At 67.5% G+C, this 15,707-nt stretch carries 15 protein-coding genes and 1 riboswitch; of the genes, 4 read left to right on the forward strand and 11 right to left on the reverse strand.

Annotated features, from left to right (window positions below; translation table 11 throughout):
- Positions 1-29 precede the first annotated feature (29 nt).
- From ribH to ACYVGI_RS16335, 6 genes are all read right to left on the reverse strand, one after another.
- A complete protein-coding gene (gene ribH, locus ACYVGI_RS16310) occupies positions 30-506 on the reverse strand; it encodes a 6,7-dimethyl-8-ribityllumazine synthase (RefSeq protein WP_460633640.1) in 477 nt (158 codons plus the stop codon).
- The gene (gene ribA / locus ACYVGI_RS16315) at positions 503-1,771 is read right to left on the reverse strand and encodes a GTP cyclohydrolase II (RefSeq protein WP_460633641.1); all 1,269 of its coding nucleotides are present in this window, start codon (positions 1,769-1,771) and stop codon (positions 503-505) included. The genes ribH and ribA overlap by 4 nt, the downstream gene beginning before the upstream one ends.
- Positions 1,768-2,463, reverse strand: coding sequence for a riboflavin synthase (locus ACYVGI_RS16320; protein WP_460633642.1), 696 nt, complete (start codon positions 2,461-2,463; stop codon positions 1,768-1,770). Before ACYVGI_RS16320 ends, ribA begins: the two co-directional genes overlap by 4 nt.
- A 2-nt stretch (positions 2,464-2,465) precedes the next feature.
- The gene (gene ribD / locus ACYVGI_RS16325; RefSeq protein ID WP_460633643.1) at positions 2,466-3,548 is read right to left on the reverse strand and encodes a bifunctional diaminohydroxyphosphoribosylaminopyrimidine deaminase/5-amino-6-(5-phosphoribosylamino)uracil reductase RibD; all 1,083 of its coding nucleotides are present in this window, start codon (positions 3,546-3,548) and stop codon (positions 2,466-2,468) included.
- A gap of 72 nt (positions 3,549-3,620) precedes the next feature.
- A riboswitch (FMN riboswitch) is annotated at positions 3,621-3,781 on the reverse strand.
- 52 nt (positions 3,782-3,833) lie between these two features.
- Complete coding sequence (locus tag ACYVGI_RS16330; RefSeq protein ID WP_460633644.1) at positions 3,834-4,721, reverse strand: SDR family NAD(P)-dependent oxidoreductase; 888 nt, start codon at positions 4,719-4,721, stop codon at positions 3,834-3,836.
- Between the two features lie 4 nt (positions 4,722-4,725).
- A complete protein-coding gene (locus ACYVGI_RS16335; protein ID WP_460633645.1) occupies positions 4,726-5,703 on the reverse strand; it encodes a sugar-binding transcriptional regulator in 978 nt (325 codons plus the stop codon).
- A gap of 124 nt (positions 5,704-5,827) precedes the next feature.
- On the opposite strand from ACYVGI_RS16335, the gene ACYVGI_RS16340 reads away from it, so the two are divergent.
- From ACYVGI_RS16340 to ACYVGI_RS16355, 4 genes are all read left to right on the forward strand, one after another.
- A complete protein-coding gene (locus tag ACYVGI_RS16340; RefSeq protein WP_460633646.1) occupies positions 5,828-7,570 on the forward strand; it encodes a glycerol-3-phosphate dehydrogenase/oxidase in 1,743 nt (580 codons plus the stop codon).
- Positions 7,571-7,749: 179 nt separating this feature from the next.
- Positions 7,750-8,478 (forward strand): MIP/aquaporin family protein, encoded by a 729-nt coding sequence (locus tag ACYVGI_RS16345; RefSeq protein ID WP_460633814.1) that lies wholly within the window; start codon positions 7,750-7,752, stop codon positions 8,476-8,478.
- Between the two features lie 69 nt (positions 8,479-8,547).
- Positions 8,548-10,068: a glycerol kinase GlpK gene (gene glpK, locus ACYVGI_RS16350; protein ID WP_460633647.1), complete on the forward strand. Its 1,521-nt coding sequence runs from the start codon at positions 8,548-8,550 to the stop codon at positions 10,066-10,068.
- Positions 10,069-10,215: 147 nt separating this feature from the next.
- Positions 10,216-11,157, forward strand: coding sequence for a GTP pyrophosphokinase (locus tag ACYVGI_RS16355; RefSeq protein WP_460633648.1), 942 nt, complete (start codon positions 10,216-10,218; stop codon positions 11,155-11,157).
- 8 nt (positions 11,158-11,165) lie between these two features.
- Here ACYVGI_RS16355 and ACYVGI_RS16360 read toward each other — a convergent pair whose 3' ends face one another.
- From ACYVGI_RS16360 to ACYVGI_RS16380, 5 genes are read right to left on the reverse strand one after another with little or no spacing between them, the layout of a single operon-like run.
- Complete coding sequence (locus ACYVGI_RS16360; RefSeq protein ID WP_460633649.1) at positions 11,166-11,900, reverse strand: HAD family hydrolase; 735 nt, start codon at positions 11,898-11,900, stop codon at positions 11,166-11,168.
- Positions 11,897-12,511 (reverse strand): GNAT family N-acetyltransferase, encoded by a 615-nt coding sequence (locus ACYVGI_RS16365; RefSeq protein ID WP_460633650.1) that lies wholly within the window; start codon positions 12,509-12,511, stop codon positions 11,897-11,899. The genes ACYVGI_RS16360 and ACYVGI_RS16365 overlap by 4 nt, the downstream gene beginning before the upstream one ends.
- Positions 12,512-12,520: 9 nt before the next feature.
- The gene (gene trpS / locus ACYVGI_RS16370) at positions 12,521-13,531 is read right to left on the reverse strand and encodes a tryptophan--tRNA ligase (RefSeq protein WP_460633651.1); all 1,011 of its coding nucleotides are present in this window, start codon (positions 13,529-13,531) and stop codon (positions 12,521-12,523) included.
- Positions 13,532-13,568: 37 nt separating this feature from the next.
- On the reverse strand, positions 13,569-14,405 hold the full coding sequence (locus ACYVGI_RS16375; RefSeq protein WP_460633652.1) for an exodeoxyribonuclease III: 837 nt from the start codon (positions 14,403-14,405) through the stop codon (positions 13,569-13,571).
- Between the two features lie 9 nt (positions 14,406-14,414).
- The gene (locus ACYVGI_RS16380) at positions 14,415-15,653 is read right to left on the reverse strand and encodes a YihY/virulence factor BrkB family protein (protein WP_460633653.1); all 1,239 of its coding nucleotides are present in this window, start codon (positions 15,651-15,653) and stop codon (positions 14,415-14,417) included.
- Between the last annotated feature and the right edge of the window lie 54 nt (positions 15,654-15,707).

Consider the following 15,707-nt stretch of genomic DNA (forward strand, 5'->3'; position numbering starts at 1 on the left):
GCGGAACGGGGCCATCGGTCTGTGGTGTCTCAGCCCCGCAGCGCGCGCAGCGTGACCGCCGTGCTCAGCGCAGCGTGCGCCGCCTCTTCGCCCTTGTCCTCGCGCGAGCCTGGCAGGCCGGCCCTGTCGATGCCCTGGGCTTCGTCGTCGAGGGTCAGCACCCCGAAACCGACCGGCTTGCCGGTGTCGAGGGCGACCCTGGTGAGGCCGTCGGTCGCCGCAGACGAGACGTACTCGAAGTGAGGCGTTCCTCCACGGATGATCACGCCGAGGGCGACCACTGCATCCGCACCGGATTCGAGGGCGGCCTTGCTCACCACCGGGAGCTCGAAGCTGCCGGGAACGCGCACCAGGGAGAACGTCGCCCCGGAGGCCTCCAGCGTGCGCGTTGCGCCCGCGATCAGGCCGTCGGTGATCTCGTCGTGCCAGGTTCCGGCCACGATCACGACGTTCAGGCCGGTTCCGTCGACGTTCTCCTGGGCGTTCGGGGCTCCCGCTCCGCTCATCGTGCTGTCCTTTCCGCTGTCTGCTCAGCAGGGGTGAAGAGGTGACCCATGCGGTCACGCTTGGTTTCGAGGTAGCCCTCGTTGAAGGTGCCGACGCCGACGACAAGCGGCACGCGCTCCTCCACGCCGATCCCGTGCTCTTCGAGCTGGCGCACCTTCTCCGGGTTGTTGGTCAGCAGGCGCACCGACTCGATGCCGAGCTCCTGCAGGATCGCCGTGGCCGCGCCGTAGTCGCGGGCGTCGATCGGCAGGCCGAGGGCGAGGTTCGCGTCCAGCGTGTCCAGGCCCTCCTCCTGCAGCTTGTATGCGCGGAGCTTGTTGATCAGCCCGATGCCGCGACCCTCGTGCCCGCGCAGGTAGACGACGACGCCGCCCTCGCGCTGGATTGTGTCGAGCGCCGCATCCAGTTGCGGGCCGCACTCGCACTTGAGCGAGCCGAACGCCTCACCGGTCAGGCACTCCGAGTGCACCCGGACGAGCGTTCCCGATGCGCTGGGCTTCCCCGACACGATGGCCACGTGGTCCGCTCCGGTCATCCTGTCGCGGTACGCGCGCAGCTTGAACGAGCCGTGCGTGGTCGGCACGGTGGTCTCGACCTCGAAGATCACCCGCGAGGTCTCCGGGATGGGCGTGACCGTCTCCAGCTGCTGGTCGCAGTGGAATTCCTGCAGGTAGGCGATCAGCGCCTCGATCGTGATGACGAGCACGCCCTCGCGCTCGCCGAGCTCGATCAGGCCGGGGAGGCGCATCATCTCGCCGTCATCCGCGACGATCTCGGCGATGGCGCCCACCGGGGTGAGCCCGGCCAGCTTCAGCAGGTCGACGGCGGCCTCCGTGTGCCCGTCGCGCTCCCGCACGCCACCGTCGACGGCGCGCAGCGGCAGGATGTGCCCCGGCCGGTGCAGGCTGGACGGCACGGAGTCGAGGTCGGCGAGCACCCGCAGGGTGTGAGCGCGGTCTGCGGCACTGATGCCGGTGCTGAGCCGGTCGGCCGCATCCACGCTCACTGTGTAGTTGGTGCCGCGTGCGTCCTCGTTGGTGGCGACCATGACGGGGAGGTCGAGCCGGTCGGCGATCTCGTTGGTCATCGGGGCGCAGATGAAGCCGGAGGAGTTCTTCACCGTCCAGGCGATCCACTCCTGACTGGCCAGCTCTGCGGCGAGGATGACGTCGCCCTCGTTCTCGCGGCTCTCGTTGTCCGCGACGATCACCGGCCGTCCGGCGCGGAGCTCGCTGAGGGCCTGGGGGATGGTGGCGAGGCTCATGATGCGCTCCGTTCCGGTTCTGCGGTCGATGGATCTGCGATGGAGGACGGGAGCACGCTCTCGCGTCCGCCGAGGCCGGAGCCGAGGCCGACTCCGAGGCCGAGCATCCGCTCGACGTGCCTGGCCAGGATGTCCGTCTCGATGTTGACGAGGTCGCCGACGGCGCGCTCGCCGAGGGTGGTGGCCGCGAGGGTCTCCGGGATGAGGGAGACCTCGAACCAGCCGTCGTCGATGGTTCCACCGACCTCGCTCACCGTGAGCGAGACGCCGTCGACGGCGATCGAGCCCTTGCGGGCTACGAGCGGCGCATGCTCAGGGTCGAGGCTCAGCCGCACGACGCGCCACGCGCTGCCGTCCGTGATGGAGAGCACGCGGGCCGTGCCGTCGATGTGTCCCTGCACGATATGGCCGCCGAGGCGGTCGCCCACCTGTGCGGCGCGTTCGAGGTTCACCGTGCGGCCGGGCTGGACGCCGTCGAGCGTGCTCATCGCGAGGGTCTCGGCCATCACATCGGCGGTGAACGTCTGCGCATCCTGGCCGATGACGGTGAGGCAGACGCCGCTGACCGAGATCGAGTCGCCGTGTTTCGCGTCGCTGACCGCGAGCGGACCGCGCACCGTGATGCGGGCGGCGTCCTCCGTGAGGTCGACGGCGACGATCTCGCCGAGCTCTTCGATGATTCCGGTGAACATGCTCAGTTGCCTTCTTTCTCTGACTGCTCTGACTGCCCTGACTGCCCCGACGGCTCTGTGGTCTGCTGCTGCGCCCGCTGCCGTTCCGGCACGGCGCGGATCAGCAGGTCGGCGCCCAACTGCTCGATCGACCGGATGCGCAGCAACCGCTGCTCCGAGATGGTCCTGACGCCGATGTCCCCGAGCGCGACGCTGCCGCCGCCGAGCAGGGTGGGGGCGAGGTAGATCGCGAACTCATCGACGAGCCCCGCCTCGACGAATGCGCTGGCGAGCGTCGGCCCTCCCTCGACGTAGACGCGGCGGAAGCCGCGCTGGTACAGGTCGGCCACCACCTCGTGCACATCGTGCGTCCCCTCGAAGATGACGGGGTTCGGGTGGCGGAAGACCGCCGCGTCCTTGGGCACCGCGCGCATCCCGACCACCACAGGGGTCGGCTGCGTGCGCATCAGTTCCCCGGCGTCGCCGCGGGCGGTGAGGCTGGGGTCGTCGGCGAGCACAGTACCCGTGCCGACCACGATGGCGTCGGAGGCTTCGCGCTGCTCGTGCACGCGCTGTCTGGCTGCTGCACCGGTGATCCAGGTGCTCGTGCCGTCATCCGCCGCCGCGCGGCCGTCGAGGCTGCTCGCCCACTTCACGGTGATGTGCGGGCGCCCGAGGCGTGCGGCGGTGAGCCAGTCGTCGAGGAACGACTCGACCTCGTCGGCCAGGACGCCGCCGATCACCTCGACTCCCGCTTCGCGCAGCCGTGCTGCGCCTCCGCCGGAGGAGTGACCGGGGTCGGACACCGCATAGACGACGCGCGAGACGCCCGCCTCGATCAGGGCCTCCGAGCACGGGCCGGTGTGGCCCCAGTGGTTGCACGGCTCGAGCGTGACGACGGCGGTTGCGCCGCGCGCGGCTCCCTCGCCGAGCGTGGACAGCGCATCCACTTCCGCATGCGCCGTTCCGACGCCGCGGTGCCAGCCTTCCGCGATGGTCGCGCCGTCCGCGTCGAGGATCACGCAGCCCACCCGCGGGTTCACGCCGGTGGCCGGCCCGTTGTGAGCGAGTTCGATGGCGGTTCTCATCGCCGCGTCCCACGTCATCCCAGATCGGTCCTGTCTCTTGAATCGAGACGTGTGCCGGGGTCGCGTGGCGAGCGGTCGCACGCGACCGCCACCCGTGCTGCCTCCCATCCGGACTGAGGTGCCAGGCGTTGCCTGACCCCATTACCGTCGGTGCCGGAATTTCACCGGCTCAACAGTGCTGCGCTCTCACGCAGCCCCGCTCGCGGACTATCACCGCCGGTTCGGACTTTCACCGACCCCGGAGCACGTTTATCTTCTGAGTCTAGTCAACGCGTGGGTTCGCCGAGTATTCCCGTCGCACTGTTACGCGGACGGCTGCCGGATCCAGCCCGCTGTGACGCCCTGGACGGTCGAGCCGTCGAGGTCGGCGAGCTTCACCCCGGCGAACCGCCGCGCCGCCTCCGACGTCTGCACGCGAGCGGCCGGATGCTCGTCCGCCAGCACGGAGACGATCACGTCGGCGACACCGTCGGGCGTCTGCGCGTTGGCCGGGTCGAACGCGGCGGCGGTGCGCGCGAGGTAGGCGTCGAACAGCGGCCGGTACGGCGATTCGTCCGCGGGAGCCGAGCTGTCTGCTCCGACGTTCGCGACGAACTCGGTCGAGACGGCGCCAGGCTCGATGACCGTCACCCGCACGCCGAGGGCGGCGGCCACCGGCGTCAGAGACTCCAGGAAGCCTTCGACGGCGAACTTCGCCGCGCAATAGGCCTCGTTGAACGGCTGGCCGACGACACCGCCGACGCTGGAGACGGTCAGCAGCCTGCCGCCCGTCTCGCGCAGCAGGGGAAGCGCTGCCTTGGTCACGGCGACGACGCCGAAGAAGTTGACCTCCATCACGTCCCGCACGGCCTGCACCGATTCGTCCTCGATCGTGCCGACGTGGCCTGCGCCTGCGTTGTTGAGCAGCGCATCCAGTCGTCCGTGCGCCGACCGGATGTGCGCGAAGCAGGCCTCGATGGATGCGGGGCTCGTCACATCCAGGCTCTGCACGTCGAGCGTGACTCCCGCATCCCGCGCTGCGGCGTCGAGGGGTGCGCGCTTGGCGAGGTCGCGCATCGTGGCGACGACGGTGTGCCCCGCGCGGGCGGCGGCGATGGCGGCGGCGCGGCCGATGCCGGTCGACGTTCCCGTGATGAGGAGGACGGGGGCGGGGGTGGACGCAGAGGCGGATGCTGTCGCGGAGTCGGTCATGCGCTCAGTCTCGCAGCGACACCAGTGCGCGCGCTGTGCCCTCGTCGACGATCAGGTCGGTGATGAGCTCGGCGGAGAGCGCGCCGCGGAGGCTGTGCACCTTGGACGGCCCCGAGACGACGCAGACCCGGCGCGGCACCCGCTTGATGAGGTCGATGTCCGGGCCGCTCGCCCTCTCGTTGAGCGGGATGCCGTGGTGGCTGCCGTCCTCACGGAAGAACACCGTGGCGACGTCGCCCACCACGCCGGACACATCCAGGGATGCGTAGTCCGCCTGGTCGAGGTAGCCGCCGGCGTACACGTGCGAGCGCACCTCGGAGAAGGGGGAGCCGAGACCGAAGATCGCCACGTCCATCCGCTCCTGGATGTCGAGGATGCGCCTGGTGCTGCGCTCGCGCCACATCGCCGTCTTGGTCTGCGGGTCGTCGAACAGGGCGGGCACGGGGAACTCCTGGATGGTGCCGGAGAAGGTGTCGCCGAACCTGCGCAGGATCTCCGACGCGTACAGCACGCCGGTCGTGTACGTGTTGCCTGCGCCGTTGAGCTGCACGAACTCGAGGTTGTGCAGATCCTTCGGGATGAGGTGCCTGCTGAGGGCGCTCATCGTGGACCCCCAGGCGATGCCGACGGTCTGGTTGGAGTCGATGAACCTGTCGAGAATTCGTGCAGCGGAGATGGCGACGCGCTCCAGTCTGTCCACGTCGCTGATGGCGCTCGGCATGGGGACGATGTGCGCCGCGATGCCGTAGCGGTCGTGGATGTCCTGCTGGATGCGGGTGGCGCCCTCGTGCGGCGTCGCGATCTGGATGGTGACCAGTCCGGATGCGCGCGCGTAGCTGAGCAGGCGGGAAACGCTGGACCGCGAGGTGTGCATCTCGTGGGCGATGGCTTCCATCGTCAGGTCCTGCATGTAGTAGAGATGGCCTGCTTTGAGCGCGTCGCGCGTCTTCTCCGGCAGGTTCTCGGTCTCTGGGCTGGGCATCGGGTGTCGTCTTCTCTCGTCGAGCTACGGCTGCACGTATGTGCAGCCAGCTTGAACAAAGTGTCCGGGCATCGAAAACTATAGCTGCCAGACACCCGCACCGACAGAACCACAGGAGAAAGCCGTGACGACGAAGTCGAACGCAGCCCGCAGCGAGGTCGAACGCCTCCGTGACCGCCCGAACGCCCGCGTGCTCGTCATCGGCGGCGGCATCAACGGCATCGGCACCTTCCGCGACCTCGCCCTGCAGGGCGTCGACGTCGTGCTCGTCGAGCGCAACGACTTCGTGTCCGGAGCATCTGCTGCCTCGAGCCACATGATCCACGGCGGTGTCCGCTACCTGGAGAACGGCGAGTTCCGTCTCGTCAAGGAGTCGGTCACCGAGCGCAACGGCCTGCTGAAGATCGCGCCGCACTACGTCAAGCCGCTGCAGACCACCATCCCGATCTTCTCCACTTTCTCCGGGATCCTGGCCGCGCCGCTTCGCTTCCTCACCCACAAGCAGGGCAAGCCGAAGGAGCGCGGCGCGTTCCTGATCAAGACCGGCCTGACGATCTACGATTCGTTCTCCCGCGACGGCGGCAGCGTTCCCCGCCACCAGTTCTCCGGCAAGAAGAAGTCCCTCGAGACCCAGCCGGAGCTGAACCCCGGCATCAAGTACACGGCCACCTACTTCGACGCCAGCGTCCACGACCCCGAGCGCCTGGCTCTTGACGTGCTCGCCGACGGCCTTGCGGCAGGCCCGCACGCCCGTGCGGCCAACTACGTCGAGGCGATCGGCGTCCGCGACGGCGGCGTGCTCGTCCGCGATCGCGAGACAGGCGAGGAGTTCTCGATCGTCGCCGATGTCGTCGTCAACGCCTCCGGGCCGTGGACCGACCTCACCAACGCGGCACTCGGCCGCAGCACCGAGTTCATGGGCGGCACGAAGGGCTCGCACATCGTCCTCGACAACCAGGAGCTGCTCGAGGCCTGCAAGGGCCGGGAGATGTTCTTCGAGAACAACGACGGCCGCATCGTGCTCATCTATCCGCTCAAGGGCCGGGTCATGGTCGGCACCACAGACCTCGAAGCGGACATGTCGGAGCGCGCCGTGTGCACCGAGGACGAGATCGACTACTTCATCGAACTGGTCTCGCACGTTTTCCCAACGATCCCGGTCACCCGCTCGCAGATCGTTTACAGCTTCTCCGGGGTCCGCCCGCTTCCGCACCACGACGACACCGCGCCCGGGTTCGTGTCCCGCGACTACCGCATCGTCCCCGGCAGCATCGACGGCCTCGGCGACACGAAGATCCTCAGCCTGGTCGGCGGCAAGTGGACGACGTTCCGCGCGCTGAGCGAGCACCTGGCCAACGAGACACTGGATGCGCTGGGCGCCACCCGCACGGTCTCCACGGCCGGTCTCGCCATCGGAGGCGGCGTCGGCTTCCCCGCCACCCCCGCGGCGGAGCGCGATTGGATCGCCAGGTATGGCGCCGACGTCGGAAGCGAGCGCGCATCCCAGTTGCTGCACCGCTACGGCACCAAGGCGACGTTCGTGATCGACGCCATCGCGGGCAGCGACGACGACGACACCCGCCTCGCCAACGCGAGTGACTACTCCCGCGCCGAGATCGACTACCTCGTGCGCACCGAGCACGTCGCACACCTGTCCGACGTGTTCCTTCGCCGCACGAGCATCGCGTTCGTCGGCGGAATCAGCGGCGCGCTGGTGCGCGAGGTCGGCGAAATCGTGGCGAACGCGCTCGGATGGTCGCCAAACCGGCGGTCCGAGGAGGAAGATGCATTCATAGCGGAACTCGCCGACGCCCACCGGGTGCACCTCGAGTCGGAGGACGGCAGCGAAGCCGCAGCGCTCCGATGATGCACGAACGTGCATAGCACGGTTCTTGTCACGGTGGGCTGGCGCGAATAGCGTTCAATTGCCCACCCTGACGAGAACCACACCACATCGCACAACAGGGTGCGGGTCAACTGAACAACTGGAAGGTCAACGTGGACAATATCGGTGTAGATTTCCTGTCGGAGATGGTGGGCACGGCGATGCTCGTCCTCCTCGGTACTGGCGTTGTGGCGAACGTCGCACTCATCAAGAACAAAGGCTTCAACGGCGGGTTCCTGATGGTGAACATCGGCTGGGGCCTCGCGGTCTTCTCCGGTGTGGTCGTCGCATACAACTCCGGTGCGCACCTGAACCCCGCTGTGACGCTCGGTCTCGTCGCCAATGGCGCCAAGGCCTTCGGCTCCGCCGCTGCGCACACCCTGGTTCCGGTCAACTTCGGATCGGTGACTCTGTACATCCTCGCCCAGTTGGTGGGTGCCATCATCGGCGCCGTCTTCACCTGGCTGGCGTACAAGAAGCACTTCGACGAGGAGCCTGAGCCCGCGAACAAGCTCGGCGTCTTCTCGACCGGCCCTGCCATCCGCAGCTACGCCTGGAACCTCGTCACCGAGATCATCGGCACCTTCGTGCTGGTGTTCGTGGTGATCGCGTTCGGTCACCAGCCGGGAACCGCCGCCGGTCTCGCCGCTCTTGGTGCTCTGCCCGTCGCCCTGTTGGTGATCGGCATCGGCGCCAGCCTCGGTGGTCCTACGGGATACGCCATCAACCCAGCCCGTGACCTCGGCCCGCGCATCGCGCACGCGATCCTGCCGATCAAGGGCAAGGGCTCGAGCGACTGGTCGTACGCCTGGGTCCCGGTCGTGGGTCCGATCATCGGCGGACTTCTCGCCGGCTGGCTGGCTCTCGTCCTGCTCCCCATCCTCAAGTAACACCCGCGGGCCGGTCCGGAATCGGACCGGCCCGCATCAGTCCCACCCCCCAAAACAAAGGAGTTACCTATGGCCGACTATGTTGTCGCCATCGATCAGGGCACGACCAGTACCCGCGCGATCATCTTCGACAAGTCCGGGTCCATCGTGTCGACCGGTCAGTTGGAGCACGAGCAGATCTTCCCGAAGGCCGGTTGGGTGGAGCACAACCCGGTGGAGATCTGGAACAACACCCGCGAGGTGATCGGTCAGGCGCTCTCGAAGGCTGACCTGACCCGGCACGACATCGCGGCGGTGGGCATCACCAACCAGCGCGAGACCGCGGTGGTCTGGGACAAGAACACCGGCGAGCCCGTCTACAACGCCATCGTCTGGCAGGACACCCGCACCCAGCCGATCGTCGACCGCCTCGCGGCCGATGGAGGCGTCGAGCGTTTCAAGCAGATCGTCGGCCTTCCGCTGGCGACCTACTTCTCCGGCACCAAGATCGTCTGGATCCTGGAGAACGTCGAGGGTGCTCGTGAGCGCGCGGAGGCCGGGGACCTGCTCTTCGGCACCACGGACTCGTGGGTGCTCTGGAACCTGACCGGCGGCCCGGACGGCGGTGTGCACGCCACCGACGTGACCAACGCATCCCGCACCCTGTTCATGGACCTGGAGACGCTGACCTGGCGCGACGACATCCTCGAGGTGTTCGGCGTTCCGAAGTCGATGCTCCCGGAGATCAAGAGCTCGTCCGAGGTCTACGGCGAGGTCGAGCCGTCCAGCCTGCTCCGCGAGGTGCCTGTCGCAGGCATCCTCGGCGACCAGCAGGCGGCGACGTTCGGTCAGGCCGCCTTCGACACCGGCGAGTCCAAGAACACCTACGGCACGGGCAACTTCCTCATCTTCAACACGGGTGAGGAGATCGTCCACTCGAAGAACGGTCTGCTGACGACGCTGGGCTACAAGCTCGGCGACGAGAAGCCGCACTACGCCCTCGAGGGTTCCATCGCCGTCACCGGTTCGCTGGTGCAGTGGCTCCGCGACAACCTGGGCATCATCTCGAGCGCCCCGGAGATCGAAGAGCTTGCCAAGACGGTCGAGGACAACGGCGGCGCGTACTTCGTACCCGCGTTCTCCGGCCTGTTCGCGCCGTACTGGCGGTCGGATGCGCGCGGTGCGCTCGTCGGCCTCACCCGGTACGTCAACAAGGGACACATCGCCCGCGCGGCGCTGGAGGCCACGGCCTTCCAGACCCGCGAGGTGCTGGATGCGGTCAACGCCGACTCCGGCGTCGACCTCACCGAGCTCAAGGTGGACGGCGGCATGATCGCCAACAACACGCTGATGCAGTTCCAGGCCGACATCCTCGGCGTCCCCGTCATCCGCCCGGTCGTCGCAGAGACGACCGCTCTGGGTGCCGCGTACGCCGCCGGCCTCGCGGTGGGCTTCTGGGAGAACCTGGACGACCTCCGCAAGAACTGGCAGGAGGACAGCCGTTGGGAGCCGAAGATGGAGGACGCCGAGCGCGACCGCCAGCTCCGCCTCTGGAAGAAGGCCGTCACGAAGACCTTCGACTGGGTCGACGAAGACGTGCAGAACGCCTGACGCCTGACGCACTGACGCACGACATGAGCGCCGCCCGGTTCGCCGGGCGGCGTTCGTGCGTCTTCGCGCTCTCAAACTGCAATTCGCACCGGTTCACGGGATTCCGCTACTTTGGATCTGAAAAACATACCGCTCGAAAGGATTCCCATGATCGACGCGCCACTGGTCGAATCGCAACTTGCCGATCTTTATGCGCGGCGCAGACGTCAATGGAATTCAGCACTGACAGTTGTGCAGAATTTTCTCGAAGAAGTATGTGTCGCTCTCCTCGCAGGTGAAGATGTGTCCAGGTTGATTGTTCGGCCGGGCAGAGTCAAACAGATGGAACGAGCGCTCGAAAAGGTCGGCAGAAAGTACGACGGGGGCACCGGACTCTCGGCTGACGAGATTCCAGCGCTCATCACTGATCTTGTTGGAATCAAGGTGCTGTGCAAGACCCTCCGCGATTCAACGCTTCTCGTCAACGAACTCACCAAGCGATGTGGGCGACCAGATTCGGGAATACGAATCTACGAAAATGTCACAGACTATGTGGCGAGCCCCAAGGACAGCGGCTATCGAGCACGACACCTACTCCTTGCTCTCGATGTTCCTGGCGAACAATCCTGTGAAGTCATCGTCGAACTGCAAGTGAAGACACTTCTCCAGGACTCCTGGGGCGAGCTCACGCACGAGGATCTATACAAGCCGAGTGGGCCGTTGCCGCATTCGCGGCATCATCAGGAACTCGCCTCGACGATGGCCGGGTTGCTGTACGAGGTCGACAAGCTGGCCGACATACTCGCGCGAAATCTCGATGAACAGGTTGACCCACCCCTAGAGGTCACCCAGAAATCCTCGTCACCGACCCGATCGCTCGAAGCGACCGTGACGCACGTCGGGCCACGCTTCGCGCTTGCCCTCGATACAGACGGTCGACGTGGTCTGATACCGGCTGTGATCATTCGCGATTTGGTTGCGCCCGGGGGCCGTATTGATGTCGATGACTACCTGAATGAAGGTGACAAGATCACCGTTCAGGCGGTCGAGGCCGACGGCGGGTATTACCTCCATCCGACCGATGTGAAGCAGCTTCGGGAGCCTGCCTGAGTCGTGCGTCAGCGCGCGAGCAGCGCTGGCAGCTCGGCGAGCGACGCGATGCGCAGCACGCCGGCCGAGGCCGCGTCTGCGGCGTCTTCCGGTGTCGGCGTCTCGCCGGTGCGGTCGAGCCAGACGCCGATGAGGCCCGCCTGCGCAGCGCCGATCGCGTCCGTGCGCAACCGGTCGCCGATGTATGCCGCATCGCCTGGGGCGACGCCGAACACCTCGCAGGCGTGCAGGAAGATCGCCGGGTCCGGCTTCACGACGCCCAGCTCGCCCGAGGCGATCACGTGCTCGACGCGCTGGTCGAGGGCCACCGTCGTCACCTTCCGGGTCTGGAACGCCAGGTCGCCGTTCGTGATGAGGCCGAACCGCACCCCGGGGATGTGCTCGGCCAGCGCATCCAGGCACGGCAGCGCGTCGTCGTGCAGCGCCCAGCTCTCCACATAGCGCTCGAAATAGGTCGCGAACCACACGCTCGCCGCCGCGTCGTCGAGGGCCACGCCGTGCCGGGCGGCAAAGTCGCGGGCGCGCGCCCGGCGCTGCCCCTCGAAGTCGAGACGTCCGGCGAGGTAGGAGTGGTAGTGCGTCTCTTCCAGGTCGTGCCAGAACGACACCGTCGTGGCGGCGTCGAGCGCGCCGTACGGAGTGCCCAGCGTCGACACGTGCTTCTGAATGCCGGCGGCCACAGCGGCCCGGTGTGCGAACAGGGTGTCGTCCAGGTCGAACAGCACGACGGACGGTGCACTCATGCGTCGGCCTGCACGGAGGTCGCGTCCGGCCAGTCGCCCGCCTGCTCGCGCGGATCCGAGGGCAGCAGCGCAGCCTGCCAGTCGTCCAGGCGGGCGCCGCGCTGAACTCCTCCCGCGCGGCGCGTGCCCTCGAACCGGAACCCTGCACGGCGGGCGACGGATGCGCTGGCCGCGTTCCCGACGAATGCCCGCCAGACCAGGCGCTCGAGCCCCAGGCCCACCGGCTCCGGCGCGAACGCGTGATCGATCGCGAGTTCAACGGCCGCGGTCATCAGGCCTCTGCCCCGCGCATCCGGTGCCAGCCAGAAGCCGATCTCCGCTTCGCCGTCGCGGATGCCGTCGAGCCCGATCATGCCGATCAGCTCGCCCTCCTCCGACTCCCGGATGGCCCAGGTGCGCGACGCCCCGCTCGTCCACCCGGCTGGAACGATGTCGAGCACGAAGGTCTCGGCGTTCTCCCTTACGTACGGGGACGGCACGGTGGTCCACCGCGCGATCGACGGTTCGGTGCACAGCTCGGTCACCCGGTCGATGTCGGCAGCGCCCGGCACGGACAGCACGACGCGCCGGCCGGTCAGGACGATCGGCTCACGCGTGGATTCCACCGTCATCGTTCGACCTCAGCGCGCCCTGCGCAGGAAGCCGATACGGTCGTAGGCCGTCGCAAGCGTCTGCTCCGCGACCTCCTCCGCGCGGGCCGCGTTCCTGGCGAGGATGCGGTCGAGCTCTGCCGGATCGTCGAGCAGTTCGAGCGCGCGCTGGCGCACGGGCGCGAAGGTCTCGACCACGACCTCGGCGAGGCCCTTCTTGAAGTCGCCGTAGCCCTTGCCGTCGTACTCCAGCTCGATCGACTCGACGCTGCGGCCGGAGAGCGACGCGTAGATGGTCAACAGGTTGGAGATGCCCGGCTTGCCTTCGCGGTCGAACGACACGACGCCGTCGGTGTCGGTCACGGCGCGCATGATCTTCTTCTGGGTCACCGACGGCTCGTCGAGCAGCCACACAACGCCCGCGTGCGACTCCGCCGACTTCGACATCTTGGCCGTGGGATTCTGGAGGTCGTAGATGCGGGCGCTCTCCTTGAGGATCATCGCCTGCGGCACCACGAACGTCTCGCCGAACCTGCTGTTGAAGCGCTCCGCCAGATCGCGGGTCAGCTCGACGTGCTGGCGCTGGTCGTCACCGACGGGCACGACCTCCGCGCCGTAGAGCAGGATGTCCGCAGCCATCAGCACGGGATACGCGAACAGGCCGACCGATGTCGCCTCCGCCCCCTGCTTGGCCGACTTGTCTTTGAACTGCGTCATGCGCGACGCCTCGCCGAACCCGGTGATGGTGTTCAGCACCCAGGCGAGCTCGGCGTGCGCGGGGACGTGCGACTGCACGTACAGCGTGGACGCTGACGGGTCGATCCCGGCCGCGATGTACTGCGCCGCCGTCCTGCGCGTCTTCTCGCGCAGTTCGGCCGGTTCCTGGGCGACCGTGATCGCGTGCATGTCGACGACGGAGAAGAACGCGTCGTGGGTGGTCTGCAGTTCTTTCCACTGCAGCAGCGCACCGATGTAGTTGCCGAGCTGCAGCGAGTCGGCCGAGGGTTGCATGCCCGAATAGAGGCGGGGGAGAGAGCTCATGGGGTGTCCTTGAAGGTCTGAAGAGTGGAGAAGCGGGTCAGATGGCGTAGTCGACGACCACGGGAGTGTGGTCCGACCATCGCTCGTCGTAGGCTTCCGCCCGATCGACCGCGTAGTGCTTCACCGTCGCCGCGAGGGCGGGGGTCGCGAGCTGGTAGTCGATGCGCCATCCGGTGTCGTTGTCGAACGCCTGTCCGCGCCACGACCACCAGGTGTACGGGCCGTCGACCTCGCCGGCCCACTTGCGTCCGACGTCGACCCAGCCGAGGCCGCCGCCCGCGTTGTAGTCGTCGTCGCCCTCGGCGCCGACGAAGCGGTCGAAGTACGCCCGCTCGTCCGGCAGGAAGCCGGCGCGCTTGACGTTGCCCTTCCAGTTGCGGATGTCGAGCGTGCGGTGCCCGACGTTCAGGTCGCCCAGAACGACGGCATACTCGCTGTGCTTCTGGAGCTCGGGCAGCCGGGCCTCCATCGCATCCAGGAATTTGTACTTCTCGACCTGCTTGGGGGAGTCGGCCTCTCCGGAGTGCACGTAGGTGCTCACCACGGTGATGATCTTGCCTGCCACCTCGTAGTCGGCCTCCAGCCAGCGCCCCGCGCTGTCGAACTCCTCGGCGCCCAGCTCCACCCGGTGGATGGATGCGCGGTGCCTGCTCGCGATGGCGACCCCAGCCCGGCCCTTGGCCGTCGCAGGGTCGTGCAGGATGTCCCACTCCTCACCGAGCAGCGCCTGGATGTCCTCCGTGGATGCCCGGACCTCCTGAATGGCGAGGATGTCCACATCCCGGTTGTCGAGCCACGCGCCCATGCCCTTGCGGAAGGCGGCGCGGATGCCGTTGGTGTTGATCGTGGCGATACGCACGGGCTTCGAAGGCATGGATCAAGCCTACCGGGGACGACCGACGGTCCCCTCGTCGAGCACGTCGTTGAGGTTGTTCTGGGCACGCTCGACGGCACGCTGCGCGCGCAGGCGGCCGAGCCAGCGGGCGGAGGCGAGCGCATCCTTGGCCTGTTCGAGCTCGGCCTTGGCCACGACGACGCGAGCCTGGTGCTCTGCCGCAGCCTTCTCCGCCGCCGCCTGCTCCGGCGTGACCAGGCGAGGAGAGAGTCCGCGGTCGAACATCCCGACAGCGATCCAGGATGCGGCGAGCAGGATCACCCGCGAGACGAAGTTGAACCAGATCAGCAGACCGATGAACACCGCGAACGTCGCCAGAAGCGGGTTCTTGGTCGCCCCGCCGAGGAAGACGCCGGCCAGGGTGCTCAGCCCGGCGAGCGTGAGGCTGCCGAGCAGCGTGCCGAAGAAGAGGTTGCGCCACGGCACCGCCACGCGCGCGAGCACCCGGAACATGGCACCGAGCGTGACGATGTTGAGGAGCACGGAGACGAACAGGCCGGAGACCCGCGCGACCAGGTTGGTCCAGAACGAGTCGCCGAGTCCGATCAGGTCGAGCACGAAGGTGAGGGCCTCGGTGCTGATGATGGTGAGCACCGCAGACACCAGCAGCACGATGCCGAACAGGAGGGCGAGGCCGAGGTCGCGGACCTTCTGCAGCACGTAGTTCGTGGTGTCCCTGGTGAGGCCGAACACCGCCCGGACGGCTTGTCTGGTGTAGTAAAGCCAGCCGATCGCCGTCCAGATCAGGCCGATCGCGGCGATCACGCCCGTCCAGCCGAACGACGTGGCGCTTTCGAGCTGGGACATCTGGATGGCACCCGGCTGGCCGTTCACCGCGATGAGACCGGGGACCGCGCGGTTGATCAGGGTCGTCAGCGCTTCCAGCACGTCCGGGTTGCTCGTCAGCCAGATCCCCGCCACCGAGAACGCGACCCAGATCGCGGCGAAGATCGCGAACAGCGACTGGTAGCCCATTCCGGCCGCGCGCAGGTTGCCGTCGCTGTACGAGAAGTTCATGTAGACGCGGTACGGCCGGAGGGCTTTTACCCACTTCGCCCAGATGGTGACCCGCGCGACCGGCTTCTCCAACCGCTCGCGCAACGGCTCCGTTGCCTCGGTGATCCTGGTTCTCAGCGACTCGGATTCCGGCTCGATCGTGCCCTCGGCGCGCTGCAACGCCGGATCGGGACGCACGGGTGCGACGCCCTGTCTCGACTTCCTGGCCACGGCCCCAGCCTATCGAGGCAGGTCGCCGTTAAAACGAGTGGTCCCGAATTGCCG

The organism is Leifsonia lichenia, assembly GCF_054780215.1.